The sequence below is a fragment of the Neobittarella massiliensis (ex Bilen et al. 2018) genome (genome assembly GCF_014269355.1).
GTDB lineage: Bacteria > Bacillota > Clostridia > Oscillospirales > Ruminococcaceae > Neobittarella > Neobittarella massiliensis.
Map to the genome: position 1 here is coordinate 1 of NZ_JACOGI010000001.1, position 26998 is coordinate 26998.

At 60.4% G+C, this 26998-nt stretch carries 24 protein-coding genes; 16 read left to right on the forward strand and 8 right to left on the reverse strand.

Annotated elements, in window-relative coordinates; translation table 11 throughout:
- The 8 genes from H8K20_RS00005 to H8K20_RS13955 all read left to right on the forward strand — a co-directional run.
- Positions 1–1016: DUF5011/hyalin repeat domain-containing protein (locus tag H8K20_RS00005; protein ID WP_186487024.1), on the forward strand; the 1016-nt coding region annotated here is incomplete at its 5' end.
- On the forward strand, positions 1003–1194 hold the full coding sequence (locus tag H8K20_RS00010; protein ID WP_105203114.1) for a hypothetical protein: 192 nt from the start codon (positions 1003–1005) through the stop codon (positions 1192–1194). The genes H8K20_RS00005 and H8K20_RS00010, both read left to right, overlap by 14 nt.
- A gap of 324 nt (positions 1195–1518) precedes the next feature.
- Positions 1519–2850, forward strand: a complete 1332-nt coding sequence (rsxC, locus tag H8K20_RS00015; protein WP_186487026.1) for an electron transport complex subunit RsxC — start codon at positions 1519–1521, stop codon at positions 2848–2850.
- A 17-nt stretch (positions 2851–2867) separates the two neighbouring features.
- Positions 2868–3836 (forward strand): RnfABCDGE type electron transport complex subunit D, encoded by a 969-nt coding sequence (locus H8K20_RS00020; RefSeq protein WP_105203116.1) that lies wholly within the window; start codon positions 2868–2870, stop codon positions 3834–3836.
- Positions 3833–4369, forward strand: a complete 537-nt coding sequence (locus tag H8K20_RS00025; RefSeq protein WP_186487028.1) for an RnfABCDGE type electron transport complex subunit G — start codon at positions 3833–3835, stop codon at positions 4367–4369. The genes H8K20_RS00020 and H8K20_RS00025 overlap by 4 nt, the downstream gene beginning before the upstream one ends.
- Positions 4369–5106 (forward strand): electron transport complex subunit RsxE, encoded by a 738-nt coding sequence (gene rsxE, locus H8K20_RS00030; protein ID WP_105203118.1) that lies wholly within the window; start codon positions 4369–4371, stop codon positions 5104–5106. Before H8K20_RS00025 ends, rsxE begins: the two co-directional genes overlap by 1 nt.
- Positions 5107–5697 carry an electron transport complex subunit RsxA gene (gene rsxA, locus H8K20_RS00035; RefSeq protein ID WP_105203119.1) on the forward strand — a complete coding sequence of 197 codons (591 nt, stop codon included), beginning with the start codon at positions 5107–5109 and terminating at the stop codon, positions 5695–5697.
- A 15-nt stretch (positions 5698–5712) separates the two neighbouring features.
- Positions 5713–6522 carry an RnfABCDGE type electron transport complex subunit B gene (locus tag H8K20_RS13955; RefSeq protein WP_186487030.1) on the forward strand — a complete coding sequence of 270 codons (810 nt, stop codon included), beginning with the start codon at positions 5713–5715 and terminating at the stop codon, positions 6520–6522.
- Positions 6523–7230: 708 nt separating this feature from the next.
- Here the strand turns inward: H8K20_RS13955 and H8K20_RS00045 are convergent.
- Positions 7231–7425, reverse strand: coding sequence for a hypothetical protein (locus H8K20_RS00045; protein WP_186487033.1), 195 nt, complete (start codon positions 7423–7425; stop codon positions 7231–7233).
- 710 nt (positions 7426–8135) lie between these two features.
- On the opposite strand from H8K20_RS00045, the gene alr reads away from it, so the two are divergent.
- The 3 genes from alr to hflX all read left to right on the forward strand — a co-directional run bounded on the left by alr (position 8136) and on the right by hflX (position 11910).
- Entirely contained in the window at positions 8136–9305 is a 1170-nt protein-coding gene (gene alr / locus H8K20_RS00050; protein WP_186487035.1) for an alanine racemase, read from the forward strand.
- A gap of 83 nt (positions 9306–9388) precedes the next feature.
- Positions 9389–10597: an amidohydrolase gene (locus H8K20_RS00055; protein ID WP_186487037.1), complete on the forward strand. Its 1209-nt coding sequence runs from the start codon at positions 9389–9391 to the stop codon at positions 10595–10597.
- A 62-nt stretch (positions 10598–10659) separates the two neighbouring features.
- Positions 10660–11910 (forward strand): GTPase HflX, encoded by a 1251-nt coding sequence (hflX, locus tag H8K20_RS00060; RefSeq protein WP_186487039.1) that lies wholly within the window; start codon positions 10660–10662, stop codon positions 11908–11910.
- A gap of 405 nt (positions 11911–12315) precedes the next feature.
- On the opposite strand, the gene H8K20_RS14120 is transcribed toward hflX, so the two are convergent.
- The 5 genes from H8K20_RS14120 to H8K20_RS00085 all read right to left on the reverse strand — a co-directional run bounded on the left by H8K20_RS14120 (position 12316) and on the right by H8K20_RS00085 (position 16994).
- Positions 12316–13854 carry a DUF4153 domain-containing protein gene (locus tag H8K20_RS14120; RefSeq protein ID WP_186487041.1) on the reverse strand — a complete coding sequence of 513 codons (1539 nt, stop codon included), beginning with the start codon at positions 13852–13854 and terminating at the stop codon, positions 12316–12318.
- A gap of 386 nt (positions 13855–14240) precedes the next feature.
- Complete coding sequence (locus H8K20_RS00070) at positions 14241–14483, reverse strand: helix-turn-helix domain-containing protein (protein ID WP_154866184.1); 243 nt, start codon at positions 14481–14483, stop codon at positions 14241–14243.
- Between the two features lie 43 nt (positions 14484–14526).
- Positions 14527–14997 carry a DUF2975 domain-containing protein gene (locus tag H8K20_RS00075; protein ID WP_164998042.1) on the reverse strand — a complete coding sequence of 157 codons (471 nt, stop codon included), beginning with the start codon at positions 14995–14997 and terminating at the stop codon, positions 14527–14529.
- Between the two features lie 750 nt (positions 14998–15747).
- A complete protein-coding gene (locus tag H8K20_RS00080; RefSeq protein ID WP_178089779.1) occupies positions 15748–16326 on the reverse strand; it encodes a cyclase family protein in 579 nt (192 codons plus the stop codon).
- Positions 16327–16409: 83 nt separating this feature from the next.
- The gene (locus H8K20_RS00085) at positions 16410–16994 is read right to left on the reverse strand and encodes a flavin reductase (RefSeq protein WP_341480795.1); all 585 of its coding nucleotides are present in this window, start codon (positions 16992–16994) and stop codon (positions 16410–16412) included.
- A 132-nt stretch (positions 16995–17126) separates the two neighbouring features.
- Here H8K20_RS00085 and H8K20_RS00090 point away from each other — a divergent pair, with 132 nt between their 5' ends.
- The 3 genes from H8K20_RS00090 to H8K20_RS00100 all read left to right on the forward strand — a co-directional run bounded on the left by H8K20_RS00090 (position 17127) and on the right by H8K20_RS00100 (position 21690).
- The gene (locus H8K20_RS00090) at positions 17127–18260 is read left to right on the forward strand and encodes a cysteine desulfurase family protein (RefSeq protein ID WP_186487043.1); all 1134 of its coding nucleotides are present in this window, start codon (positions 17127–17129) and stop codon (positions 18258–18260) included.
- Positions 18261–18359: 99 nt separating this feature from the next.
- Positions 18360–19532 carry a tRNA uracil 4-sulfurtransferase ThiI gene (gene thiI / locus H8K20_RS00095; protein ID WP_186487045.1) on the forward strand — a complete coding sequence of 391 codons (1173 nt, stop codon included), beginning with the start codon at positions 18360–18362 and terminating at the stop codon, positions 19530–19532.
- 25 nt (positions 19533–19557) lie between these two features.
- Positions 19558–21690, forward strand: coding sequence for a competence/damage-inducible protein A (locus H8K20_RS00100; protein ID WP_186487047.1), 2133 nt, complete (start codon positions 19558–19560; stop codon positions 21688–21690).
- Between the two features lie 657 nt (positions 21691–22347).
- Here H8K20_RS00100 and H8K20_RS00105 read toward each other — a convergent pair.
- Positions 22348–23544: a cation:proton antiporter domain-containing protein gene (locus H8K20_RS00105; protein WP_186487049.1), complete on the reverse strand. Its 1197-nt coding sequence runs from the start codon at positions 23542–23544 to the stop codon at positions 22348–22350.
- A 472-nt stretch (positions 23545–24016) separates the two neighbouring features.
- On the opposite strand from H8K20_RS00105, the gene H8K20_RS00110 reads away from it, so the two are divergent.
- Positions 24017–25330 carry a M20 family metallopeptidase gene (locus H8K20_RS00110; protein ID WP_105203136.1) on the forward strand — a complete coding sequence of 438 codons (1314 nt, stop codon included), beginning with the start codon at positions 24017–24019 and terminating at the stop codon, positions 25328–25330.
- 319 nt (positions 25331–25649) lie between these two features.
- Here the strand turns inward: H8K20_RS00110 and H8K20_RS00115 are convergent, their stop codons facing one another.
- Positions 25650–26174, reverse strand: coding sequence for a DUF1836 domain-containing protein (locus H8K20_RS00115; protein ID WP_186487051.1), 525 nt, complete (start codon positions 26172–26174; stop codon positions 25650–25652).
- A 166-nt stretch (positions 26175–26340) separates the two neighbouring features.
- Here H8K20_RS00115 and trhA point away from each other — a divergent pair, with 166 nt between their 5' ends.
- A complete protein-coding gene (gene trhA / locus H8K20_RS00120) occupies positions 26341–26994 on the forward strand; it encodes a PAQR family membrane homeostasis protein TrhA (protein ID WP_105203138.1) in 654 nt (217 codons plus the stop codon).
- Positions 26995–26998 lie beyond the last annotated feature (4 nt).

Below are 26998 nucleotides of genomic sequence, written 5' to 3' on the forward strand. Positions count from 1 at the left end.
TGGTGGGCCCAGAGGTAAAGCCGGATGATCCGGTGCCCGGCCCTCAGATCGATACCGATGAAAACGGCCTCAAGCACGCCGCCGTCTACGACAGCATAAACGAGGAGATCGACGAGAGCAACCCCCTCTACGGCGGCAATTTTGACGCCGCCGACGCCCGGGCGCTGCTGCAGTACCGCTATCAGTTCTCCGCCAACGTCGCCGGGGATATGACCAGCGAACTGAAGATCATGCAGGATGGCAAAGACGTCACTGCCGCCGGGGCCGATACCACCACAGCCGGCAGCTTTACCGTGGTGTATAAAGTCACCGATGCCGACGGCAACACGACCACCCTGTATCTCACTGATATCCTCACCGATCCCAACGCCCCGCCGGTGGTGGTCTACCCCGACTATGTCGATCCGATCGTCGGCCCGCCCATCGACCCGGATAAGCCGCTGGCCGATCCCACCGTGAAAAAAGACCCCAAAACAGGCAAGAACCACGCCTATTACGAGGACTGGGCCACCGAAGTCATCCGCAGAGACCCGGCGCTGTACGATGGCAGCATAGACCGCCAAACGGCCCTGTCTATCATGCAGCAGCGCTTTCGCATCCTCTCCGGCCAAAGCAGTAAAAAGCTGCAGGTCATCGGTCTGTATATCTTCGATAAAGACGGCAAAGACATCACCAAAAAGGGGATAGACACCCAAAAGGTCGGCGCCTACGACATCCGCTATACGGTCGAGGATACCGCCGGCAACCGCGTCACCATCACCCTGCACTATGCGCTGCGCATGCCCCAGGTAGATATAGACCCGGTGGCTCCCGAAAGTACCGGCGCCGATGGCGGTGGGCTGGAAAACACCCCTATCTCACAGCCCAACACCGGCAGCGCCGTGGGCGGCTGTGTTTTGCACTGGCTGGCGCTGCTGGCCACATTGGCCACCATAACCTACACGTTGCTGCGCGCTGGCTGGCTAAAATTTTCTAGCCGCTGCAAAAGACAAGGAGGAGATCATGAAACTGTGTGATCTGCTGTTTTTCACCGCCGCCGCGCTGATCGGCGGTGTGCTGTGGGCCTGTTCCGGCTGTGGGCTGGATGCGCCCATGCTGTTTGCTCTGGCAGCGGCTATCATCATGGGGGTGCTCATCCTCTCTCACAGCGCGAAAAAGGAACGTCAAGACCCGCACGGCGATGGAAAGCTATAGAAAAACTATAATTAAAACAGGTAAAAAGGCGGCTTGAGCCGCCTTTTTTCTGTGAAAATTTTGACAGCATCCGTCTCATAAGATCGTACAATCGCAATAGAATGTGCAGGAATACCGCCGCTTTTTGGCTCAATCACCAATTCGACAACAAATCTGTGTACATAAAAAATATTCGGTGCTATAATAATACATTGTAAATTGGGGCTGCTGGCCCCAAAAAAGTGGGACGGGACAGCTTTTTTGCCCCGTCCCGCGCGGTGACCGGCCGCCGCCTGGCCCACTTTTCGGCGGTGGATTATCCGAGCTACACAGGAGGAGTTAACAGTGTTTTCTTTTGGAAAGAACACCTTTAAAAGAACGCGGGGCGGCGTCACCCCGGGGCACTTTAAAAATACCAGGGACTGTGCCACCGAGCAGCTGCCCATCCCCGATACCGTGCGCATCCCCATGGCCCAGCACATCGGCGCGCCGTGCCAGCCCACCGTCAAGGTGGGCGACACGGTGGCGGTGGGCACCGTTATCGGTCTGGGAGAGGGATTTATGACCGCCCCCATCCACGCCAGCGTATCCGGTAAAGTCAAGGCGATCGAAGACTTTATCATGCCCACCTCGGCGCGCTGTAAGGCGGTGGTCATCGCGGCGGACAAGCTCCAGACCCCCGACGAGTCGGTGACCCCCCCCGATGTGCACGATTTCGAGAGCTTTATTGCCGCCGTCAAGCAGTCGGGCCTGGTGGGCCTGGGTGGGGCCGGTTTTCCCACCTGGATCAAGCTCAGCCCCAAAAATCTCGACCAGGTCGATACCCTGATCATCAACGGCGCCGAGTGCGAGCCCTACCTCACCAGCGACTACCGCGAGTGTCTCGAGAGCCCCGACACGGTGATCGAAGGGGTACAGCTGGTCAAAAAATACCTGAACCTGCAGCACTGTTACATCGGCATCGAGAAAAACAAGCCCGAGGCCATCGCCATCTTAAAAGAAAAGGTGCAGGGCCTCGACGGCATCGAGATCAAAGAGCTGGCCACCCGCTATCCGCAGGGGGCCGAGAAGGTCATCATCAGCGAGATCACCGGCCGCCGGGTGCCCATGGGCAAGCTGCCGGCCGATGTGGGGGTGGTGGTGCTCAATATCACCAGCACCTCTTTTATCGCCAGGTATCTGCGCACCGGTATGCCGCTGGTCGCAAAGCGGGTCACCGTCGACGGCGACTGCGTCAAGAACCCCGGCAACTGGCTGGTGCCTATCGGCACAGCGATCGCCGATGTGGCCGAGGCCTGCGGCGGCTGCGACAAAGACCCGGCCAAGATCCTGCTGGGCGGCCCCATGATGGGCACCTGTGTGTACGCCGATAGTTACCCGGTGGCCAAAAACACCAATGGGCTGCTGTTTTTCAGCGCCGACGCGGCGGGCCAGCAGCGGGTACTGGCCTGCATGAAGTGCGGCCGCTGTGCCTCGGTCTGCCCCATGGGCCTCATGCCGCCCCAGATCTACGAGGCCAACAAGGTCAAAGACATCGCCGAGCTCACCAGGTTACAGGTCAATGCCTGTATGGAGTGCGGCTGCTGCTCATATATCTGCCCGTCCAAGCGCCTGGTCACCCAGTCCATGCGGGAGGCCAAAGCCACCCTGCGGGCTGCGGCGGCCAAAAAACAGTAAAAGAGGGGAGCTAAAACGTGAATACAGTCAACAGCGCAAACCGTCTCGTCGTCTCCTCATCGCCCCATCTGCGCGACCGCCGCACCACCGCCTCGGTGATGCGCGACGTGGTCATCGCCCTGATCCCTGCCATCATCGCCTCGGGCATCCTCTTTGGCAGCAAGGCGCTGGTGCTCATCGCCGTGTGTGTGGTCTCCTGCGTGGGCTTTGAGTACATCTGGGACCTGGTCATGAAAAAGCAGAATACGGTGGGCGATTTTTCCGCCGTCATCACCGGCATCCTGCTGGCTTTTAACCTGCCGGCCACCCTGCCTATCTGGATGGCCATCATCGGCAGCTTCGTCTCCATCGTCATCGTCAAACAGCTGTTTGGCGGCCTGGGTCAAAACTTTGTCAACCCGGCTATCGGCGGCCGTATCGTGCTGGCGCTCTCGTTTACCGAGGCCATGACCGCCTACCCCAACGCCTTTTTCTATAAGGTGGGGGTACAGTCGATGGCGTCGGCCACCCCCCTGGGCACCATGAAGACCATGTTTCAAAACAACACCTGGGAAAAACTGCCCGCCAACTCCGACATGTTCCTGGGCATCCAGCCCGGCGTGCTGGGCGAGACCTGTGCGCTGGCGCTGATCATCGGCGGCATCTACCTGGTCATCCGCGGGGTGCTCAACCCCATCATCCCGCTCAGCTTTTTGGGCACCGTGTTTGCCCTGACGGCAGTGATGGACGCCAACCCCGTGCAGCAGCTGCTGTCGGGCGGCGTTATGTTGGGCGCTATCTTCATGGCCTCCGACTATTCCACCAGCCCCATGTCGGGTAAAGGCAAGCTCATCTTCGGCATCGGCTGCGGCCTGCTCACGGTGCTCATCCGCCTCTACAGTACCGGCAACGAAGGTGTGTCTTACGCCATCATTTTGATGAATATCCTCTCTCCGCAGATCGACCGGCTCACCAAAAACAAGGTATTTGGAGGGAAGGCGGCATGAAAAACAGCATATTCAAACAGATCATCTGGCCCGTCTTGTCACTGACCATCATCTGCATCGTGGTCTCGCTGGCACTGGGAGCCACCAACATGGTGACCAGCGCCAAGATCCAGGCCAACCTCGATGCGGTCAACAATGCCGGCCGGCAGGAGGTTCTGCCAGATGCCGACAAGTTTACCGTGGTCGAGCTCACCCAGGAGCTCAGTGACCTGGGCGTCACCGAAGCGGCGGTCGCCGACAACGGCGGCATGGTCATAAACGTCCAGTCCAAGGGCTACGGCGGCGAACTGCCCATCATGGTGGGCTTTGACGCCGGCGGTACCATCACCCGTATCAAGATCCTGGACAACTCCGAGACTCCCGGCGTCGGCAAGCGGGTGGAGGAAGAGAGCTTTTACGGCCAGTTCAGCGGCCTGCAGGGCGATATCAGCGGCGTCAACACACTGGCTGGCGCCACAGTCTCCTCCACCTCGGTCAAGACCAGCGTACAAAATGCCATCGCCGCCCAAAAACTCATAGGGGAGGGAGCATAATGAAAAAACAAGGCAAACTGCAGTACCTCACCAATGGCCTGCTCAAAGAAAACCCGGTGCTGCGGCTGGTGCTGGGCACCTGCCCCACGCTGGCAGTCACCACCCTGGCTGTTAACGGCATCGGCATGGGCCTCTCGGCCACAGTGGTGCTCATCTGCTCCAACCTGGTCATCTCGCTGCTGCGCAATTTTATTCCCAAACAGGTGCGCATCCCGGCCTATATCACCATCATCGCCGGTTTCGTCACCATCGTCCAGCTGTTCATCAAGGCCTTTTTCCCCGATATAGACAGCGCGCTGGGCATCTTTTTACCGCTCATCGTGGTCAACTGTATCATTCTCGGCCGGGCCGAGATGTTCGCCTCCAAGCACGGCCCGATCGAGTCGGTGCTCGACGGGGTGGGCATGGGCCTGGGCTTTACGGTGGTGCTGTTCATCATGGCCTCCATCCGCGAGATCATCGGCAGCGGCACCTGGATGGGCATCGTCCTCACCGCCGATGCCATCACCCCTATGGGCATCCTCAAAATGGCCCCCGGCGGCTTTTTCGTCTTTGGCTGTCTCATGGCACTGGCCAACTGGCTGAGCGACCGCAAGCGCGGTAAGCCCGCCGTGAGCACGGCCGGTTGTGCAGGGGGCTGCGCCGGTTGTGCCGGCTGTGCACAGCACGCCGAGGGCGCCGATGCCGAGGCCCCGCAAAACGACCATCCCCACGTCGAAAAAGGGGAGGACAAGTAAATGAAAGAGATCTTTACGATTCTAGTCAGCGCCATTTTGGTAGACAACTTCGTGCTCTCCAAATTCCTGGGCTGCTGCCCGTTTTTAGGCGTATCTAAAAAAATGGATTCCGCTCTGGGCATGAGTGGCGCCGTCATCTTTGTCATGGGGCTGGCCTCGGCGGCCACCTGGCCCATACAGACCTACCTGCTCACCCCCTTAAAACTCGACTACATGGGCACCATCGTGTTCATCCTGATCATTGCCGCGCTGGTCCAGCTGGTCGAGACCATTATGAAAAAGTACCTGCCGGCCTTGCACCGGGCGCTGGGCATCTACCTGCCGCTCATCACCACCAACTGTGCCGTGCTGGGCGTCACGCTGCTCAACATCGAGAGCCAGTACACCTTCATCCAGGCGGTGGTCAACGGCATCGGCGCGGGTATCGGCTTTATGGTGGCGCTGGTGCTGTTTGCCGGCGTGCGCCGCAAGCTCGAGAGCTGCGATATCCCCAAATCGTTCCAGGGCCTGCCCATCACGCTGGTGGCGGCCTCGCTGGTCTCGCTGTCCTTTATGGGCTTTGCGGGCCTGGCCGAGAACATGTTTAAGTAACGGGAGGACAAACAGATGGTGACCTTATTAAACGGCGTCTGGGTCGTCACCGGCCTGGGCCTGGCCTGCGCCATCGTGCTGGTGGTGTTCTCCAAGCTGATGGAAGTCAAATCCGACGAGCGGGCCGAAAAGATCCGCGAAGTGCTGCCCGGCGCCAACTGCGGCGCCTGTGGCTATGCCGGCTGTGACGACTACGCCAAGGCGGTGGCCGCCGGCGAAGCCGAGGGCAACCTGTGTGTGCCCGGCGGCGCACAAACGGCAGACGACATCGCTGCCATCACCGGTAAGGCGGCCGGTGCAGTGGCCAAAAAGGTGGCGGTAGTGGCCTGTCAGGGCAGCTACGACAACACCTGGGACAAGATGGATTACAGCGGTATCGAGAGCTGCAAGGCCTGTGACAAATTTTTTGCCGGCCGTGCGGTGTGCCCCTACGGCTGTATGGGCTTTGGCGACTGTGTCGAGAGCTGCATGTTCGGCGCTATCTCCATCCAAAACGGGGTGGCGGTAGTGGATCAGGCGCTCTGTACCGGCTGCGGCGCCTGTGTGAACAACTGCCCCAAGTCGGTCATCAAGCTGGTCGACGCCGAGAAACCCACCGCCTTTGTGCTGTGCCAAAACCACGACAAGGGCGGTATCACCCGCAAAGGCTGTACCATCGGCTGTATCGGCTGTCAAAAATGTGCTAAGGCCTGTCCGGTCGAGGCCATTCATATGGATCAGAATTTGGCGGTGGTAGACCAGGATATCTGTATCAACTGCGGTAAGTGTATCAAAGAGTGCCCCACCCACGCCATCAGTCACATTCTGCAAAAAGTAGAGGCGTAGAGCCTCGGGTTCGATCACGGCATAGTGAGAGCGCCGCTTCCCCACAACGGGGAGCGGCGCTCTTTTTGTGGTCTTTTCTTAAATGTTCAGCGGCCGTGCCGCTCATGCCGCCGGCCCCAAACAGGTGCCGCCCGCCGGCGCCTCGCCTTGCCTGTCAAAACCTTCTGGCGCACTGTTTCCATCGCCCCCACCGTTCTTGCTGTCCCCGCCGCTCTCCGACGGGTCCTGCCGCGGCTCGTAAAAGCCCAGTATAGTGCTGCCCGCCGTGCGGCAGAGCATCCGGCAGCACAGGACATTTTCCATCTCTACCCGCCAGCTGTCATAGCTTGCGGCTGGCCACCAAGACCTCCCGTCCCAGACCCTCCGGGGAAAAATAGCGGTACACCGCTACCTGCGGTACCTCCTCACCAAGCCCATCTTGCTCTGGGCAGTCGATCGCCGTTGGCGTGCCACACTGCACCGCCGGTCGGCAGTCACTTCAGCTGGGACCGGCTGCTCGCGCTGCTGCAGCGCTGCCTGCCCGGCATCCCACGCCGGCTCCCTGCCCGCCATCTGCACCCGCGCGTAACGCAGGCGGTCGATCTCCGGTCGGGGCCACGGTCTGGGTCGCCCCGGTCTCACTGTCGTACCGGCCGCGGTAGGTGGTGCTGTACAGCCCCTCCAGCCGGTAAGCCCGCTGCTGTTCGTCGACTTCGTAGCCCCAGTTGCTCAGCAGCCCCCCATAAAGTGCTTCTGCCGGTACAGCGTCACCACCGCCTGCCGGTCGCGGTGGACACCGGTAGGGAAGAAGTCGCTCAGATCGATATCGTCTGGCGGCAGTGGCGCCAGCAGCCCATACCCGCACTTTATCGCCACTTTGATCCGGTAGTTGCCGCTGGCCGTCAGCTGCTCGGCGGTGCGCACCTCGGGCTAGTAAAAGCCCAGAAAGGTATCGCTGCCCAGCCCGCTGGCGTCGGCGTACCGGTAGTACAGCTCCGCCCCGGCGCTAGGTTGGCGCCGCGCTCTACAAAGCTCTGCCGCAGCAGGCCCCGACGGGCGTCGTCTAAAAGAAGGTGCTCCGGCACGTTCACCAGCGCCGTAAAACTGCGCCCATCAGCGTTCTGCACCGGTGCCTTCGCCCAGCCGCTGCCGCGGGTGAACGGGTCGGGAATTGGCCCGCCTCTCTTGTGCCGATCCAGGCGGGTCAGCGAGCCTGCCTGTCCGCCACCGCAGTGCGGCTGCAGGTAAGCGCTGATCATAGGTCCCGCCTTTTTTCATTGATCAGCGCCGGCCGCCGCTCCTTTTTGGCCGTACACCCGCCTGGCAGCAAGCAGCTGGGCAGTGCCGTCAAAAGTAGTATCCATCTTTCGCGCGCTCGACTCCCACCCTCTATACGCTCGACGGACCAGCCGGAACGGCCCCGTTTACTCTGCCTGCAGCATACTGCCGGCACACAGCGCCGCCAAGCGCAGTGCGGCTTGCCGCTTGTGCCCGCTGGCGGGATATACTATAATAAGAAAATAGGGCAGACGGCGCTACCGTCCGGTGCCCGCCCGGCGACTTTTCGCATTCGCCGGCACATACAGTTTGCTGTACGCAACTATTTTTGCCGATATAGATGGAGATGATCTTCCATGAGAGAGCCATTCAGGCGCACCTGGGCCGAGATCGACCTGGACGCCATCGAACACAATGCCCGCCAGATCAAGGCCCTGCTGGACCCCGGCTGTAAGATGATGGCGGTAGTCAAGGCCGACGCCTACGGCCACGGCGACCGCCAAACAGCTGCCGTGCTCAAGGCTGCCGGGGCCGATGCTTTTGCCGTGTCGGCCATTAACGAGGCCATTTCGCTGCGCGAATGTGGGGTAAAAGACCCCATTTTGGTGCTGGGTTTCACCCCGCTCGACTTTGCCGACAAACTGGTGCAGTACGGCATCACCCAAACGGTCTACTGCCCCGACTATGCCCGCTCGCTCAGCCGGGCGCTCACCGCGCTGGGGGCCAGTGTCAAGGTGCACATCAAAGTCGACAGCGGCATGGGCCGTCTGGGCTTTTTCGGCACCGACTCCGCCGCCGAGATCGCCGCTGTGGCGGCGCTGCCCGGCCTCGATATCGAGGGCATCTTCACCCATTTCACCTCGGCTGATGACTTTAGCCCCGAGGGGATTGCCTACACCCACGCCCAGTACCAGCGGTTTATGGGCGTCATCGCCGAGCTGGAGGAGCGGGGCGTGCACTTTTCACTGCGGCACTGCTGCAACAGCGCCGGCACCGTATTTTACCCCCAGTACCACCTGGATATGGTGCGCCCCGGCCTCATCCTCTACGGCCACTGGCCCTGCGCCGGCGATAAGATCCAGCTGCGCCGGGCCATGAAGCTCAAAAGTGTCGTCAGCATGGTCAAAACACTGCCCGCCGGCAGCTTTGTCAGCTACGGCAACACCTATCAGACCAAAGCCCCCACCCAGGTGGCCACCATCGCCGTGGGCTACGCCGACGGATACCCCCGCCAGCTCTCTAATCGCGGTTGGGTGGGTATCGGCGGCCGCCGCGCGCGCATCATCGGCCGGGTGTGCATGGACCAGATGATGGTCGATGTCACCGGTCTGGGCGTCTCGCCCGGGCAGGAGGTGGTGCTCTTCGGTGACGAGTCCGACGGCGTCACTGTCGAGGATGTGGCCGCCCTGTGTTCCACCATCAACTACGAGCTGCTGTGCATCCTCGGCCGGAGGGTGCAGCGGCTCTACTACCGGCAGTGCAAAATGGTCGAGGTGCTCGACTACCTGCTCGAGAGCGAGCACTGACAAAACACACCTGCCTCAACAGCTCGCGCTGCGGCAGAAAGCAGGCTGGGCCGCCGCGCCCCGCCATCAAGGAGGTCTTTACCGTGCTCGATACGCAGATGGTGCGCCGGGCAGCCGATGAGCAGCTGCCCTTTGTCAAAGAGACATTTACCCAGTTACACCAAAATCCCGAGCTCAGCATGTACACCAAAAATACCAGCGCGCTGGTACAGCAGCAGCTGCGCGAGTTGGGCGTGCCGTTTGAGATCGTCGGAAACTACTCGGTGATCGCTCTACTGGACACCGGCCGCCCCGGCAATACCCTGCTCTTGCGCGCCGACATGGATGCACTGCCCATGGACGAGGCCCCGCAAAACGACAAGGGCCCCAAGCAGTGCGTGGCCCAGGTCTCCGGCGCTGCCCACACCTGTGGCCACGACGCCCACACCGCCATCTTGCTGGGTGCAGTGCGCGCTTTGTGCGGTATGAGAGAGAAGCTGGTGGGCAAACTGTACTTTGTGTTTGAAGAGGCCGAGGAGACCGGTGGCGTGGCCGATATCATGGAGCAGTACTTTGCCGATATCCACCTCGACTGCGCCTGGGCCATCCATGTCTACGCCAAACTTGCGACCGGTAAGATCTGCGTCACCCCCGGTCAGCGCATGTCCGGCTTTGGCGGCTTTGCCATTCGGGTAAACGGTCAGGGCGGCCATGGCTCCCGGCCCGATTTGTGCCGCAGCCCTATTATGGCCGCCGCCAACATGATCCAAAACCTCTCAAACGCCTGGATATCTCAGCGCGATATCACCAAGATCGTCACCCTCAGCATCGGCAGCATCCACGCCGGTACCAAGGCCAACATCATCCCCGACTGCTGTGAGTTTGCCGGCTCGATGCGCTACTTCGATTATGAGGCCGGTAAGCAGGCCATGGATACGCTCATTCGCGTGTGTAAAGATACGGCTCGCCTCTACGGCTGCACCGCCGAGGTGACCGACTGCGAGGTCAGCCGCAACATCGCCACCACCGCCCCCGAGACCTCGGCCTTTGCCACCGCGTGCTTTTTGCCGCTGTTTGGCAAAGAGGGGCTGGCCGATACCGAGCCCTGGTACGGCTCAGAACCCTTTGCCGTCTACTGCCGCCACTGCCCGGGCATCTTCGCCTTTTTGGGCTGCCGCAACGAGGATAAAGGTATGACCGCCGAGCACCACAACCCCCATTTCGAGGTGGATCAGGACTGTCTGCAGATGGGCGTAGAGGCCACCTGCCAGTATGCGGCCAACTTTTTACACGACTTTAAGCCCCAAAACTAATCACTGCGCCCCACCCTCAAAGCGGATGGGCGCCCGTCATACAGAAACGAGAGGGACGCCCCTTGTACGAGACACAGCAAAAACGCCCCCGAGCTCTGGCCGTAGCGCTCGACAGCGGAGAATACGACGTGGAGAACTCGCTTTGCGAGCTGAGCGATCTGGCCGACACCGCCGGCATCGATGTGGTGCTCAAGGTGGTACAGCGCAAAGAGGGGGCCGACAACGCCACCTTTGTGGGCAAAGGAAAGCTCGAGGAGATACGGCAACTCATCGAAAACGAGCAGATCGATATCCTGCTCTTCGACGATGAGCTGTCGCCCGTGCAGATCCGCAACATCGAGGAGCTGACCGGTCTGGCCTCTGTCGATCGCACCATGCTCATACTGGATATCTTTGCCATGCACGCCAAGACCCGTGAGGGCGAGGTACAGGTGGAGCTGGCACAGCACCGCTACCGGCTGCCCCGCCTAATGGGCGCCGGTAAGGCAATGAGCCGCCTGGGCGGCGGTATCGGCACCCGCGGACCCGGTGAATCCAAGCTCGAGAGCGACCGCCGCCACATCCAGCGGCGCATCCAGTTTTTGCAGAGCGACCTGAAAAAGATCGAGAACCACCGCGAGCTGACCCGCAAAAACCGGCTCAAGACCGGCATTCCCACGGTGGCCATCGTCGGCTACACCAATGTGGGCAAATCCACCCTGCTCAACCGTCTTACCGGCGCTCAGGTGCTGGTGGAAAACAAGCTGTTTGCCACCCTCGATCCCACCGCCCGCAAGCTGGCACTGCCGGATGGCACCACCATCCTGCTGGTGGACACGGTGGGCTTTGTCTCGCGGCTGCCCCACCACCTGGTCAAGGCCTTTCAGTCCACCCTGCGCGAGAGCGCCTATGCCGATCTCATCCTACAGGTGTGCGATGTCCAGTCCGACCAGCTGCCCCTGCAGCTCGAGACGACCAAAGCCACCCTCGACGCGCTGGATATCGGTGACACAGAAATACTAACTGTATTTAATAAATGTGATAATACTGAATGTATGCAGCGCATTCCCGCCGGTGTACAGCGGGATAAATACGTGGCGGTCAGCGCCAAGACCGGTTTTGGCCTGGAGCAGCTGTGCGCCCGTATCGCCGACATCCTGCGGCGGGACTATCTGCCCATCGATGTGGTGCTGCCTTTCTCGCAGGGCCAGCTCGAGACCGTGCTGCGCGACTACGGGCAGATCACCAGCCTCGACTACACCGCCGATGGGGTGCATATCACCGGCCGCTGCCGGCAAGAGCACGCCCACCTGTTTGCCCCCTATCAAAAATAGACGCTGCAAAAGATGCGTGCAGCAAAAAAAGAGAGACCTGTCGGGTCTCTCTTTTTTTATCTGTCCGTCGGGCAGGGTCGCCAGCCGTGTGGTACACACAGTTGCGGCCGGCCACCTTGCGCCCGACAGTTTCTCTTTGGGCAGTGGGATGGCCACCTATAAGCGGGTGCCGCTGTCGGTGTCTATACGCTGTGCGCTGTGCACTGTGTGCAGTATGCTGTGTGCTGTGCTCTATACCGGCCGCTATCTCCCGCACCTTCCGCCGCTCAGCCTTTTGCCTGCCCGGCCAGCTGGTCTCGGGCGACTGCTAAAAAAAGTTCCTCCCACCGTATCAGCTGCGGCGGCGTTTACTGCAGCGCGGTACAGTCTCCACTCGCAAAATAAGTCCCATCTTGTGTTTGCCTATCACCTGCTATCTGCCGTCTCGGCCAGCAAGTATCGGGATAGCGCAGTGGGGTCTATCTGCTGCCGGCAGCGGTGGGCAGTCAGCAGCTGCCAGTCGGCATTCTGCACCGTTACTTCCCGCAGCTGGCTCTGCCACACAAACAGCTGTAGCTGTTGCCGCTTGTCTGACCGCCGGGTCTCGGTACTGCCCGCATAGGCTGCCAGCACACCGGCGCTGCCGCAGTCGGTCAGCACCTGCACTTCTAGCTCCCGGTCGGCAGCCAAGTACCGGTTTACCGTATTTTGGGCCACGATGCCCCGCACGTCGCCAAACAGCAGCAGACACAGTCCCAGCGCCACCGCCGCCAGGCACAGCGGCCAAAGCCGCAACTGCCGCCCCCACAACACCACTTGACCGGCCAGTATCAGCAAAAACAGTATCGCCAACAGGCCCATGGCCCAGCAGGTGTACAGCCGCCTCGGGGTCAGGCCGTAGCGGTCCATGTACAGCTTCATTTTAGAAAAGGCGGTGACGATCAAAAACAGCGTCTGCACCGCCATCAGCGCCACCAGTATCCGCACCGTTACCGGTAGCCTGCCGTCTTTTCGCCGGCAGAACAGGTAGCAGCCCACCGTCACCAGCAGATCGATGGCCGCCACTGCACACAGCTCAAAAAAACCTTCCCGGGCATAGGTGGCGTAAGAGTATCCCGTCGGCAGCTGTCCCCAAAACGCCGCCGTCAGCGTCGCCTTGCCATTCAATACCCCCGCGCGGGCGGCAAAAAATAGCAGGTATAGACCGTTTAGTCCGCCCAGTACCACAAAAAAGGTGCTGGCCGGCAGTACCTGGCAGTCCATTTGTACTTGGCGCACACCGCTGGCCGTCAGGCTCTGACGGCGTATTCGGCGCACACTGCCATACAAAAGGCCAAACAGGTACAGCGCTACCGGCACAGTAAACACCAGACGCCAAAATACCGTCGCCACCTGTTCCGAAAAGCCAAAAGCCAGCTTGCGCGTCAGTTCATAAAAGTTGTGGTCGGCTCGGGCCAGCAGCAGGGCCACCACCGCCAGCACCGGTATCGCCAGCGCCACGCCCAGTAAAAGGCCTAGCCCGGTATGGCGTTCGCTGGTGTTTTGGCCGTGGCTGCGCAGCAGCACTTGCGGCAGGTCAAACAGGTTTTTAAAGGGGGTGAGCAGCCCGCCCTGCAGGCAGTCGGCGGCCAGATAGCCACTGGCGGCGCCGCCCAACCGTGCACCGGTGATACAGCACACCCAATACACCGCCAGCGCGGCACACAAAAGCAGCTGCAGCGGTTTTAACAGCAGGTCGTCATGTATGGCTAGCCCCAGCGCCAAAAAGCCGGTGGCCATCATGTATAAGAGCCCCTCGGTGCCCAGCCGCAGTCCGCTCAGCTTGGCGTACACCGCGGTGACGGTCAAAAAGCAGAGCGTCCACACCGCCGCGCCCAGCCCCGGCTGCAGCGGGTCCATCAGCCACACGAACAGGTAGCCTAGCACCAGGCAGCAAATGGCCAGTCCCCGGTCACCCCTGCCCACCGGCAGCGGCTTTTTGTCTGCCCGGACTGCAGGCGGGGAAGACGGAATACAACCGCCGCCGTTTGTCCCAGCCGTCGGCGCACCCCAAATGGCCGATCCGGTGCCGCATCCGCCGCCTGCTGCGCTGGCAGCTGTAGGCGTCCCTGCGGCGGGGGTGGGCTGTCCTTTAAATAGTGGCGCACCCGGCGCGCTGCTGGTTAGCTGGTCCCGGGTGTGAGCCTCTCGGCCCGCGGTACACGGCGGCGCTTTTTGCATTTTGGGCGCGCCAGCGGTAGAGGGTCCTTGGCCCCCCGTATATTTGCTGTTCACTTTTTTACCCTCCTTTTCATCAAAGGCTCAATTTATACGGTTTGTATATATACGTACTGTTTATATAGATAGTTGTTTTACTGGCCCGGTGACGCCTGGCCATCACCGTCTCCGGGCTCCTGCCGGTACTCCAAAATATCGGCCGGCTGGCAGTCCAGGGCCCGACAAATAGCCTCCAGCGTAGAAAAGCGTATAGCTTTGGCCCGGTTATTTTTTAAGATCGACAGGTTGGCCGGTGTAATACCCACCCGCTGGGCCAACTCACCGGCAGATATTTTGCGCCTGGCCATCATCACGTCCAGGTTTACGACTATGGGCATGGTATCCTCCCCCTAAAAGCCTGCCCGGTGGGCAGCTTGGCGCTCAGATCGTGTAGTCTACTTCGGTCTGCAGATAAATGGCCTGGTCAAATACGTTTTTGACCACCCGCAGTACCAGGCCCATAAAGCCCGCGGCAGCGGCGATCACCAAAAACGGCAGGTACCAAAAGCTGGCGGCCAAGGTTATAGCCGCCGCCAGATAGCAGCACCACGATATCCGCCGTAACAGCTGCACGTTGTGGTGGATGAACACCTGTCCGGCCAGCAGATTTTGTAGCAGTCGGTCCAGGCACAGCAGCAGGTAAAAGCCCGGAGGGCAACAGCAGTACAGCGCCACCAGCAGCGCAGTGTGCAGCTGCGGGCCAAATTCCCGCAGCTGCACATACCACTTTACCCAAAATGGGGCGCTGGCTGCTGCCAGCGCTAGCAGCACCAAAAAGCTGCGCACAGCCACCAGCGACAGCTGCATCGACCGGGTGCTGGTCCACCCGCGGCCATCCTCATGTCCAGTCATATCGTTCCTCCTTGTTTTACGCCGTGCAAGTATTGTCATCAGCGGCTCTCATCTACCAGTACTATAACATGTGAAATATTGATTTGCAAGTATTTTTTATCGATAAACAATAAATATACATGGAATAACGATAGATAGCCTTTAAGACATATAATGTGATCACACGTGCGGTCCCAATAAAAGCGTCATCCAGGCGATAGCACCATGCACGGCACCCAAATGCTCGGAAGGTAATACCGCGTGTGGCTCCGGCTCCACGCACGGCATAGTCTCCACGCCATCGGCGGCTCTCCCGCTCCGGTCGCTCTTTCAAATTCGGGCGCGCCGTCTACGGCTCTCCTGCTTTTGTAAACAGCTGTTGGCCGGCTATCTCCCTATGGGCAGTCAAGATCTTGTCGGCAGTACTGTCCATCCTATTAACCCAACAGTTCCCGCCGCCCACCCAGTGGAGGGGGAGACCGCCCTGCTCGGCGGCACGGTTTAAAAAACTGCCGTTCCGAGCAATCCCGCACAGCCCCACTCCCAGCGTGTGCGGGGGGCCTCGAAAGCAGGTCCTCAACGCTCTCTTTCACGCCCCAGGATTTCATACAGCTCCTTTTGGGGCTGCATCACGCCCCAGGTAGTCTCTGCCAAAGCGCCATCCCAAACAAGCTTTCGTATCTCCCTAAAAAAGGGCCCCGACGCATGTACGCGTCAGGGCCCTTTGGGCGATCATATATGATTTACACAAGTCCAGGCATGGACGGCAGTTCACGACCACTCGATCAGCACCGCCCGCACCGGGGCGCCGTCGCTGCCGGCGATCTTGACCGGCGGCGCGCTCAAAAAGTACCTGCCCGGCGCCACACCGTCCAGCTTCAGTGTCTCGATGATGGCGATCTTCTCGGCCAAGATGCTCTGGTGCGGCGGCTTTTCACCGCCCACCGGTCCCACCGATAAGGCGTCGGTCCCCAGGGTGATCACGCCTTTCTCTCTTAAAATGGCCCCGGCATTAGCGCTGAAAAACGCCCCGCCCCGCACGATCAGTATACGGCAGCCCTGCATATCCAGCGCCCGCAGCCAATCGTCGTCCACCGTCTCGCCGTCGTAGTCCACCAGCAGGCAGTCGCCAAAATAGTGCTCCAGCGGCATGTCGGCGATCGCCACCGGCAGGTCGGTAAAGTGGCAGGGGGCATCGGTGTGGGTCCCCTTATGTACCGAGGTGCTCAGTTTGGTGCAGTTACAGTCGTCTCCCCGGTCGCGGCTCAGCGTCTTTTCCACCTCGGCCGGCGGGTCACCGGGGTACAGCGGCGCCGACAACAGCTCATGCGAGATATCGATCAGTCTCAAAGTGATCCCTCCTATATACGAAATGTATTATTAAATATTACAATAAGTATAATATGCGGCGACTAAGACCTGTACCGCGCCGCCTACAGGTGGCGGTACACCTTCTCGATCTCGCCGATATACAGCCGGTGATAGTCCTTTTCCGGGTAGTTGGCTGCCTCTACGCTCTTGTCTACAAAAACGCCGTCCCCCATGTCGGTGTAGTACAGCTTGCGGCACAGTACCACCAGCTGGGCCTGCTCAAAATAGGGGGCTGTATCAAAGATCGGGTCGAGCCCGCAGGCGCGCGGCTTATCGATGTCCCGCCCCGACTTGGTCCCGCACAGCGTCAGTGCGTCGCGGTAGCAGGGGTCAAAAAAGCACAGCGAAAAGGTGTCCTGCTGCTCGGTAAACTGGTAGGTGTAGCGCTGGGGCCGCACGTAGATGGTGGCCACCGGCTTATTAAACAGTGTGCCCATCCCGCCCCACGAGGCGGTCATGGTGTTAAAGTGCTGCTCATCACCGGCGGTGATCAGCATCCACTGGCGGCCGATACGGTCGATACAATCGCCGATCTCGCCGGGCTGTATAGTTGTAAAAGGTATATTCGGTCCCTCCCTTGTAAAAAAGGCGCCCATCGGGCGCCGGTGGTGTCGGGCGACACGGTCGCCGGTAAAATTATCTCGCACACAGTATATCAGATCTTCTCCTCTCTGTACAGCGCCGCCCCTGCAGTCGCATTGCGCATTGACCGGGAATATAGTATACTAATTATCAATCGTGCCCCGCTGTACGTGGGGCCGCAATCTAGGAGTGACACCATGGAATGTTATCTCGACAACAGCGCCACCACCCGGGTATTGCCCCAGGTGGCCGATACCGTGTATAAAGTCCTCACCCAGCAGTACGGAAATCCCTCCTCACTGCACAAAAAAGGGCTGGAGGCCGAGCTCATTTTAGAGGGGGCCCGCCGAGATCTGGCCCAGGTGCTGGGCTGCGACAGCAGCGAGGTCTACTTCACCTCCGGCGGCACCGAGGCCAACAACTGGGCCGTCTACAGCGGTTATGAGCTGCGTCGCCGCCGGGCCACCGGCATCGTCACCACCGCTTTCGAGCACTCGTCGGTGATCGAGCCGGTGCAGTTCTTGGCCGAAAAAGGGGCGCAGGCCACCTTTGTCGCCCCCGACATCACCGGCCATATCGACCCGGCCGCCGTGCTCGGCGCGGTAGACGAAAACACCGGTTTGGTCAGCCTTATGCTGGTCAATAACGAGCTGGGTACCATCCTGCCCATCAAAGCCCTCGCCGCCCAGATCAAGCGCAAAAATCCCCAGGTCCTCGTCCACTGCGATGCAGTACAGGGCTTTGGCAAATTGCCGCTGTCGGTGCACAGCCTGGGGGTGGATATGCTCACCGTCACCGGCCATAAGATACACGCCCCCAAAGGCATCGGCGCTCTGTATATCAAAAAAGGAGTACACCTCAAGCCCATCATCCGCGGCGGGCAGCAGCAAAAGCGGCTGCGCCCGGGCACCGAGAACGTCGCCTATGCGGTGGCTCTGGCCCAGGCCGCGCAAATAGCCGACCAGGGCCGGGTGCAAAATACCGCCCACGCCACCGCCCTGCGCGACAAGCTGCTCGGCCTGTGCGCCCAAAACAGCGAGGTCGCCGTCAATTCCCCCGCCGACGGCCTGCCCTATATCGTAAATTTATCGGTACTGGGCATCCGCAGCGAGACCCTGCTCCACTTCTTGGCCGAGCAGGGGATCTATGTCTCCAGCGGCTCAGCCTGTGCCAAAGGCGGCCCCAGCCATGTGCTGCGCAGCACCGGTATGGACCTCGCCCGCGCCGACAGCGCCCTGCGCATAAGCTTTAGCGCCTACACCGACGAGCGCGAGATCGACTGTCTCTATCAGGGCATCTGCCAGGCGCAGGCTACCCTGTCCCGGCGCTGACAGCGCCCCGCTCCCCTCAAAGCCACCCAAATACCCCGGTCCCCGGCCGGCCGCCGCGCCGGCTGGGCGCCCAAGTTAAACAGATAGGAACGTGTTAAGTTGAACGAGATACTGCTCTTAAAATACGGCGAGATCGCCCTCAAAGGTCTCAACAAAAATAACTTTGAAGGGGTGCTGCTCAAAAACGTGCGGCACCGCATCAAAAAACTGGGCCGGTTCGAGGTGCGCAAAGCCCAGTCCACCGTCTACGTCCAACCCCTGGAAGAGGTAGACCTCGACCGCTGCGAAGAGCGCCTCTCCCACGTGTTTGGCATCTCCACCATCGCCCGGGCGGTAGTGGCCGAGAAGGACTTTGCCGACATCACCCAAAAGGTGCTCGATTACGTACAGGATATCCTGCCCTTTGTCAAGACGTTTCGGGTCGAGGCCCGCCGCTCCGACAAGTCTTTCCCCATGAACACCCCCCAGATCTGCGCCGAGCTGGGCGGCATTTTGCTCGAGCACTACCCCCACCTAAAAGTCGACCTGCACGACCCCGAGGTGCGGGTGTTCGTGGAGGTGCGCGACTTTGGCGCCTATGTCCACGCCGGGGCAAAAAAAGGGGCCGGCGGTATGCCGGTGGGCTCCAGCGGCCACGGCGCGCTGCTGCTCTCGGGCGGGATCGACTCGCCGGTGGCCGGCTACATGATGGCCAAGCGGGGCATGCAGCTGTGTTACATCCACTTCGAGAGCCCCCCCTACACCAGCGAGCGCGCCCGCTTAAAGGTGGTGGCGCTGGGGCAAAAGCTCACCGAGTACGCCAACACCTGCGAGATGTTCATCGTCCCCTTTACCGACATTCAGGAAAAGATAAAGGCCCACTGTCGCGAGGAGTATTTTACCATCATCATGCGCCGCATGATGATGAAGATCGCCAGCCGCCTGGCCGCCCAAAACGGGTGCGAGGCGCTGATCACCGGCGAGAGCCTGGCCCAGGTGGCAAGCCAAACGGTGCGGGCCATCGGCTGCACCGATGCCGCCAGCGAGCTGCCGGTATTCAGGCCGCTTATTGGTATGGATAAATCCGAGATCGTCGACATCGCCCAGAAGATCGATACCTTCGAGACCTCCATCCTCCCCTACGAGGACTGCTGCACCGTGTTCACCCCCCGCCACCCCAAGACCAGGCCGGTGCTGGAATACGTGTTAAAAGAGGAGGAGAAGCTGGCTGTCGACGAGCTGGTAGAGGCCGCGGTGGCCGGGGCGGCCAAATCGGTGGTCATATTACAGTAGCCGCTAAGGCGAGGAGGCGACGATCTTGAGAGCAGAGCTCATCTGTGTGGGCACCGAGTTGCTACTCGGCGACATACTCAACACCAACGCCCAGTATATCGCCAGGCAGCTGGCCAAGCTGGGCATCGACATGTACTACCAGAGCGTAGTGGGCGACAACCCCGACCGCCTAAAAGAGACGCTGACCACCGCCCTGCGCCGCAGCGAGCTGGTCATCCTCACCGGCGGCCTGGGCCCCACCAAAGACGACCTCACCAAAGAGACCGTCTGCGACCTGCTGGGCCTCGAGCTCATCCTGCACCAGCCCAGCATGGACGCCATCGAGACCTACTACAAAAACACCTGCCGCCAAATGACCCCCAACAACGTAAAACAGGCCTATGTGCCCGCCGGCAGCAAGGTGTTTTTAAACCACCACGGCTCAGCGCCGGGCTGCGTGGTCTCCAGCCGTAAGGGCCACCAGCACGTGGTGCTGCTGCCCGGCCCCCCGTCCGAGTGCTGCCCCATGGTTGATGAGCACCTCATGCCGTTTTTGCAGGCCATCACCGGCCAGACCATCTACTCCACCACTCTGCGGGTGTTCGGCATCGGCGAGTCGGCGCTGGAACCCAAGGTCGAGGACCTGCTGGCAGGGGAAAACCCCACCGCCGCCCTCTACGCCAAAGAGGGGGAGGTGGAGCTGCGCATCACCGCCAAGGCCGCCAGTGAAGAGGCGGCCAGAGCCCAGTGCCAGCAGCTGGCCGACGAGGTAAAGCGCCGTCTGGGCGATCACGTCTACGGGCAGGATACCCCCGGGCTGCACCATACCGCCGTCGAGCTGCTCATCCAAAAAGGGCTCAAGATCTCTACCGCCGAGTCCTGTACCGGCGGCCTCATCAGCCAGCGCATCACCCAGGTGCCCGGCTCCTCCAAGGTGTTCGACCTGGGGGCCGCCACCTATGCGGTGTGGGCCAAGCGGTCGCTTTTGGGCATCCGCAAAAAGTTCTTTAAAGGCGGGGCGGTCAGCGAGCAGGTGGCCGCGCGCATGGCCGTCGGCGCCCGGCGCCGCGGCCGGGCCGATATCGGCGTGGGGGTCACCGGCGTGGCCGGCCCCGGCGCCGATGAAAACGGCAACCCCGAGGGGCTGGTCTACGTCGGCGTGGCCTACAAAAAAACTGTCTATGTGCAAAAGCTGCAGCTGAAAAACGGCAACACCAGCCGCGACAAGATCCGCCACCTGGCCAGCCTGCACGCCTTCGATATGGTCCGCCGCATCGCCGCCGGGCTCGACTGCTCGGCCTACACCGCGCTGGAAATCAAAAAACTCACCGCCGGCGACCGCTGGCTGCGCCGTCTCGACGGGCTGCGCGCAGTGGCGTTTTACCTGGCGCTTTGCGTGTTTATCGGCTCGCTTACTCTGGTGGGCCAGTACCTCTATGAGGGCTGGCAGAATAAGCAGCAGGTGTCCGGTCTCTCCAGCCTCTATACCGACGGCAAAGATGTAGACGTACAACTGCCCGAAGGGTACCTCCCCAAATTCAAGTCGCTGTACTATTACAATCAGGATATCGCCGGTTTCCTCCGCATCCCCCAAACGCAGATCAACTATCCCATCGTCCAGTACTCCGACAACAGCTACTACTTAAAGGTCGACTACTACGACGACTACAGCCGTTACGGAACGCTGTTTTTCGACTACCGCAACGACCTGCAGGCCCGGGGTGAGAACCTGGTGGTGTACGGCCACAACATGAAAGACAGCCAAATGTTCGGCGACCTCACCAAGTATAAAGATCTCGATTTTTACAAAAAGTCGCCGCTCATCTACATGGATACCGTCTACGGCGAAGGCGTGTATAAGATCTTTGCCGTGTTCACTGCCAACACCGACCCCTCTGTGGGCGAGGTGTTCGACTACTACAACCGCCTCAACTTCGTCACTGCCGAGGCCTACGACCAATTCGTGTCCGAGCTCAAGGCGCGCTCGCTCATCGATACCGGGGTAGACGTCCAGTTCGACGACCGGCTGCTCACTCTCTCCACCTGCGAGTACGACTACGACGGCCAGCGGCTGGTGGTGGTCGCCCGCCAGGTGCGCGATGGGGAAGAGGCCAAAGTCGATACTTCCGCCGCCAAGAAAAACCCCGATCCGGTGCTGCCGGTGTTGTATAAAAAATAAGTGATTGCTTTCAAAAGAGAGTGCCCAGTCGCGGCGGACGCGCAGGCTTAGCCTGCTCGCCTTGCTCTGGGCACTCTCTCTTTGCAATCTCTCGACACAGGGCGGACAGCGCGCCCGTGCCGCGCTGTCCGCCCTGTGATAGGAGTCAGGCGTGCGCCTGACGGTATCAAATGGTTCCGGTGATACAGGTATCGTAAAACGTGAATCGTTGTTTTCAAAAGAGAGTGCCCAGTCGCGACGGACGCACAGGCTCTGCCTGCTCGCCTTGCTCTGGACACTCTCTCTTTGCAATCTCTCGACACAGAGCGGACAGCGCGTTCATGCCGCGCTGTCCGCCCTATGATAGGAGTCAGGCGTGCGCCTGACGGTATTAAATGGTTCCAGTGATACAGGTATTGTAAAACGTGAGTGATCGCTTTCAAAAGAGAGTGCCCAGTCGCGGCGGACACGCAGGATCTGCCTACTCGCCTTGCTTTGACATCCCTCTTATGGTTTTCCCCGCACGGCACCAACATCGCACCCGAGCTGCTCTCGAGCTGTATGCGCAGCACCGCGGCAGGTGTTAGCCGTGCGACCAATGCTATGTTGCAGGCACAGGGGCACAGCGAGAACAAAATGCGAGCCGCCAGGCCTTGTAGCCGGCGGCTCGCTCTGTATTTAGACCGGCCTCCCCCCATCTTTTTTTAGCAGCTGGGGCCCCAGTTTGTCGATGAGCAGCGCCCCCAGCGGGGCAGTCAGCAAAATAGCCACTACCGCCACCGCCAGTACGGTGCTGCCGCAGCCAAGCCCCATAGCCAGCGGCACCCCACCAATGGCCGCCTGTACGGTAGCTTTGGGCAGATAGGCGGCTGCGCAGAAAAGCCGTTCTTTTTTGCACAGCGGGGTCTTTATCACACACAGCAGTACCCCCAGCGCGCGAAAGATCAGCCCACCGGCCACACAACAGGCCGCCGCCAGTCCGCACAGCGCCAAATACCGCAGGTCCACCGCTGCCCCCACCAGTGAAAACAGCAGGATCTCGGCGCCCACCCACAGCGAGGAAAAACTGCCGGCCAGCTCGGCTGCCCGGTCCGGCGTACGCCATAAAAGCGCCATGCCCATGGCCACAATGCCCAGCAGACCCGAAAAGGGGCAGTAGCCTTTCAGCTGGTTTTCCGCCTCCAGCAGCAAAAACGAGACAGCCAAAAACAACACCGTCCGCAGTGGCACCGGCAGAAAAGACCGGGCAAAAAATACGCCCAGCAAAAGCCCGCACAGAGCCCCGGCCCCGGCCCCCAACAAAATGGATATCGGCACCTGTCCCAGTACAGCAGGCGAAAAACTGCCGCCCCCGGCCGCCACCCCGGTCAGGGCGGTAAACACCACGATGACGAACACGTCGTCCACCGAGGCCCCGGCCATGATCATCTGCGGGATGTGCCGCTGCTGTCCGCGGTTATCTTCGATCAGCGCCAGCATCCGCGGCACCACCACCGCCGGCGATACCGCCGCCACCACCGCGCCGATGATGCCGGCCTCCAGCACGCTCACCCCCAGCAGGGGCGGGGCCAACAGCAGCATGCCCAATACCTCAAAAGTCGCCGGCAAAAAGCACAGCAACAGCGCCGGTCGCCCCACGGCCAACAGGTCTTTTGGGTGCAGCGCCAGCCCGGCCCGCGCCAAAATGATCACCAGCGCCAGCTGCCGCAGCGGGGCCGAGATGGCCAAGATCCCCCCCTGCAGCAGCCCCAGCGCCCCCGGTCCCAAAATAACGCCTGCCAGCAGCATGCCCACCAGCGCCGGCAGCCCTATTTTTTTGCACAGCTCACCCAAAAACCAGCCGCCTAAAAACAACAGTGCCATATCTGTCAGCATGATACATTCCCCCTTATCTCTCTTATCCGGCGGCTGCCGCCGGCAAACAAAAAAGGGCCGACAGCTACCGCGAGCATCTCTCGCAGAAGCCATCAGCCCCGACTATCTCCGGTGCGGTTCGGGCTCTGGGCCCGGGGAGGACATCATTCCCCACCGGCTCCAAAGCCGGCCCCATTATCCTAGCACACCATACGTACCGCTGTCAACGCCTATCTGCGGCCGGCACGCAGCATGCCGCAGATAGGATGTGTCCGGGCCAGTCGGTATCGACAGGCCGCCCTACGTCGGTCCATCCGCCACTTCCCCAGCCGCCGGCGCACAGCCACTTTTCACCCCTGCCAAAAAAGAGGAAAAAACGATAGCCAATTTGTCAATAGAAACCCGCTCCCACAGGTGGTATAGTGGTGATACATGAGAGAGTAAAAACGCTTTTACACACCGCCTGATAGACCCGCCTTGAAAGGAGCGCACCATGGAAAATAAACAGGTCATGGACTGGATCGATCAAAACAGTCAGCAGATCATCGGTTTTCTGCAGGAGCTCATCCGCCGCCCGTCAGTCAACCCCGCCTTCGACGAAAAAGAGGAGCTCAAAGGGGAGGGGGACGTCCAGCGCTACATCCAGCAGTATCTCCAAGACGAGCTGGGCCTCGAGTCCGAGCTGCGCTGTCCCGACCCTGAGGCGCTGCGCAAATACGCCGACAAGGCCGGCTACATGGAGGGTCACACCTTCGAGGACCGCCCCAACCTGTACGCCGAGTGCAAAGGTGCCGGTGGTGGCCGCTCCATCATGCTGTCGGGCCACGTCGATGTGGTGCAGCTGGGTGAGGGCTGGACGGTCGATCCCTTCGGCGGCGATATCGACGGCGACAAGCTCTATGGCCGCGGTGCCACCGATATGAAAGGCGGTGTAGCGGCAATGATCATGGCCCTCAAGGCCATCAAACAGGCGGGCATCACCTTAAAGGGAGATGTGCGTATCGGCACCGTCGTCGATGAGGAGGCCGGCGGCATGGGTACACTGGCGCTGGTGGGCGGCGACGGCCGCCGGGCCGACGCCTGCATCATCACCGAGGGGACCGAGATGCTTGTCGAGCCGCTATGCCGCGGTATCCTGTGGGGCAAGCTCATCGTGCCCGGCCGCCCCGGCCACATCGAGCACTTTAAGACCGATTGGCGCACCGGCGGCGCTGTCGACGCCATCGACAAGGCCCGCCTCTACCTCGATCAGATCGATCGCCTCAACGAGGAGTGGGGCTTTACTAAGCGCCACCCGCTGCTGCCCATCCCCTGCCAGTTCAAGGTGGCCCAGATCAATGCCGGCGAGTACCCCACCACCTATGCCGGCAGCTGCGAGATCATCTTCGACGTGCAGTACCTGCCGGAGGAAAACGACCAAAACGGCATGGGTTCCAAGGTCAAGCAGCAGGTGCTCGATTTCGTCAAGCAGGTGGCCGATACCGACCCCTGGCTGCGCGAGAACCCGCCCAAAGTCGAGTGGATCCTCAACGCCGACTGCGGCGAGACCCCGGCCGACAGTGATTTTGTGCAGACGGTCGTCGGCGCGGTGGAGCAGGTAGAGGGGCAAAAGCCAGATATCACTGGCGCCTTGGGCCACACCGACATGGGCTGGTTTTGCAATGTGGGCATCCCCACCATCAACTACGGCCCCGGCCCGGCCTGGAAGGCCCACCAGGTGGATGAGTACGTCTCCATCGATCAGCTCATCCGCTGCACCAAAAATATCGCCCAGACCATTCTCGACTGGTGCGGTGTGGCCGAGTGACCTCCTGGTTCTAGCGGCACCCGCGCGGTGGCAGCCCTCTTCGGCGTAAAATAGCCGTAACACCAGCATACCAGTACACCAATACATCAGCATCCGTACAGGTTTTTCCTGTACGGGTGCTTTTTTTGCCGCCAAACGGGGCAGTATTTTTACAGTCGTTGGCGCAAACAGCAGCTTATAGCTTATAGCCGCCGCCAGCCCACCGCTACAAAAAATCGTATCCCACCGCCGTGATCAGTCGATCGGCCCATCTGGCGCCGCGCAGGAACGGTCTCTCCGGAAAACGACCGCACCCTGCGGCAAAAACAGCCGGTCGCGGTCACTTCTCGGCGGCAAAGTGCTGCTCTACCAGCGCCGCCGCCACATCTTGTACCTGCTGGCTCAGCCGCGAGAGCACCAGCACCGCGGCCAACAAGTCGCCGCTGTCGTCCAACGTCTCTTGGGGGATGAGGTCGCACAGCAGCCCGGCGGTGGTCTCTTCCAGCTGCGGCGCGCGCTCCAAAAATTCGCTGTAGGCCATCTGCAGGGCATTGTCGCTCTCTAGTGCACCGTAGCACTCGCCCAATACCTGTCCGATCTGGCTGATAGAGAGCACCGATTTCAGGTTGTAGATGAGCAGCATCTGTATGATGTGGTTCTTGGTGTACTTTTTTCCCGCCAGCGGGCGTATAATGTCCTCTTTGCGGTAGTTATTGATCATCGTCTTGGTCAGCATGTTGTCGCCGCCGTGCTGGCTAAACAGGGTCAGCACCTGGTCCATATACAGGTCGATCTGGGGGATGTCCCGCAGCTGCATATCCTCGCGGTGCAGTGCTTTCTGTACGATCTCGGTCACTTTTTCCATGGCGATCACCTCTTCACAGCTTCTATGTCTTTATCATACTATGAACTGGTATAGAAATCAATATGTCGCTTGCATATAATATCAATAAGTGGTAATATACTAACATAAATGTAGTTTTAAAAACTACATAATAAAGTTTGTGCTTGCTTATGATAGGAGAATCGCTATGTGGACCTACTTTCAGCGCGCCCGTGACCCCATCGACAGTTTCACCCACTTCATCGGTATCCTGCTGGCCGGCGCCGGCACGCTGCTGGTCGTGACCACCGGCCTTATCGCCGGCACGCCCCGCACCTATGCGGCGGCAGGCCTGGTATTCTGCATTTCCATGTTGGCGCTGTATACTGCCAGCTCGGTGTACCATTACTATAATGGTCGGGCCGACCGGCTGCGCCGCCTGCGCAAGTTCGATCACTCCATGATCTATGTGCTCATTGCTGGCACCTACACCCCCATCTATTTCCGCTACCAGCCGCTGCCCCATGCGCTGGTCTTCATGGGGGTGCTGTGGGGCATCGCCATCGCCGGTATCCTGGTAAAAATGTGCTGGATCACCGCCCCCAACTGGCTGTCGGCGGCGGTGTATATCCTCATGGGCTGGGCGCTGGTGTTTGACTTTTCCATCTTTGCCCACATGCCCGCCGGTATGACGGCGCTGCTGGCCACCGGTGGGGTCTCCTACACGGTGGGCGGGGTCATGTACGCCCTCAAAAAGCCCGATCTGTGGCCCAATTTTGGCCATCACGAGCTGTTTCATATCTTTGTGTTGGTGGGCACCTTTTTCCACTTTCTGGCCATCTACTTCTACGTTATCCTATAACACC

What these genes read in the sequence shown, in the direction of transcription:
- H8K20_RS00070 (WP_154866184.1), bottom strand. Translation starts at nt 14,483, where the DNA reads ATGCCCATAGTCGTAAACCTGGACGTGATGATGGCCAGGCGCAAAATA.
- rsxA (WP_105203119.1), top strand. Translation starts at nt 5,107, where the DNA reads ATGAAAGAGATCTTTACGATTCTAGTCAGCGCCATTTTGGTAGACAAC.
- H8K20_RS00090 (WP_186487043.1), top strand. Translation starts at nt 17,127, where the DNA reads ATGGAATGTTATCTCGACAACAGCGCCACCACCCGGGTATTGCCCCAG.
- H8K20_RS00110 (WP_105203136.1), top strand. Translation starts at nt 24,017, where the DNA reads ATGGAAAATAAACAGGTCATGGACTGGATCGATCAAAACAGTCAGCAG.
- H8K20_RS00075 (WP_164998042.1), bottom strand. Translation starts at nt 14,997, where the DNA reads ATGACTGGACATGAGGATGGCCGCGGGTGGACCAGCACCCGGTCGATG.
- H8K20_RS00025 (WP_186487028.1), top strand. Translation starts at nt 3,833, where the DNA reads ATGAAAAACAGCATATTCAAACAGATCATCTGGCCCGTCTTGTCACTG.
- alr (WP_186487035.1), top strand. Translation starts at nt 8,136, where the DNA reads ATGAGAGAGCCATTCAGGCGCACCTGGGCCGAGATCGACCTGGACGCC.
- H8K20_RS00105 (WP_186487049.1), bottom strand. Translation starts at nt 23,544, where the DNA reads ATGCTGACAGATATGGCACTGTTGTTTTTAGGCGGCTGGTTTTTGGGT.
- H8K20_RS00010 (WP_105203114.1), top strand. Translation starts at nt 1,003, where the DNA reads ATGAAACTGTGTGATCTGCTGTTTTTCACCGCCGCCGCGCTGATCGGC.
- rsxE (WP_105203118.1), top strand. Translation starts at nt 4,369, where the DNA reads ATGAAAAAACAAGGCAAACTGCAGTACCTCACCAATGGCCTGCTCAAA.
- trhA (WP_105203138.1), top strand. Translation starts at nt 26,341, where the DNA reads ATGTGGACCTACTTTCAGCGCGCCCGTGACCCCATCGACAGTTTCACC.
- H8K20_RS13955 (WP_186487030.1), top strand. Translation starts at nt 5,713, where the DNA reads ATGGTGACCTTATTAAACGGCGTCTGGGTCGTCACCGGCCTGGGCCTG.
- H8K20_RS00115 (WP_186487051.1), bottom strand. Translation starts at nt 26,174, where the DNA reads ATGGAAAAAGTGACCGAGATCGTACAGAAAGCACTGCACCGCGAGGAT.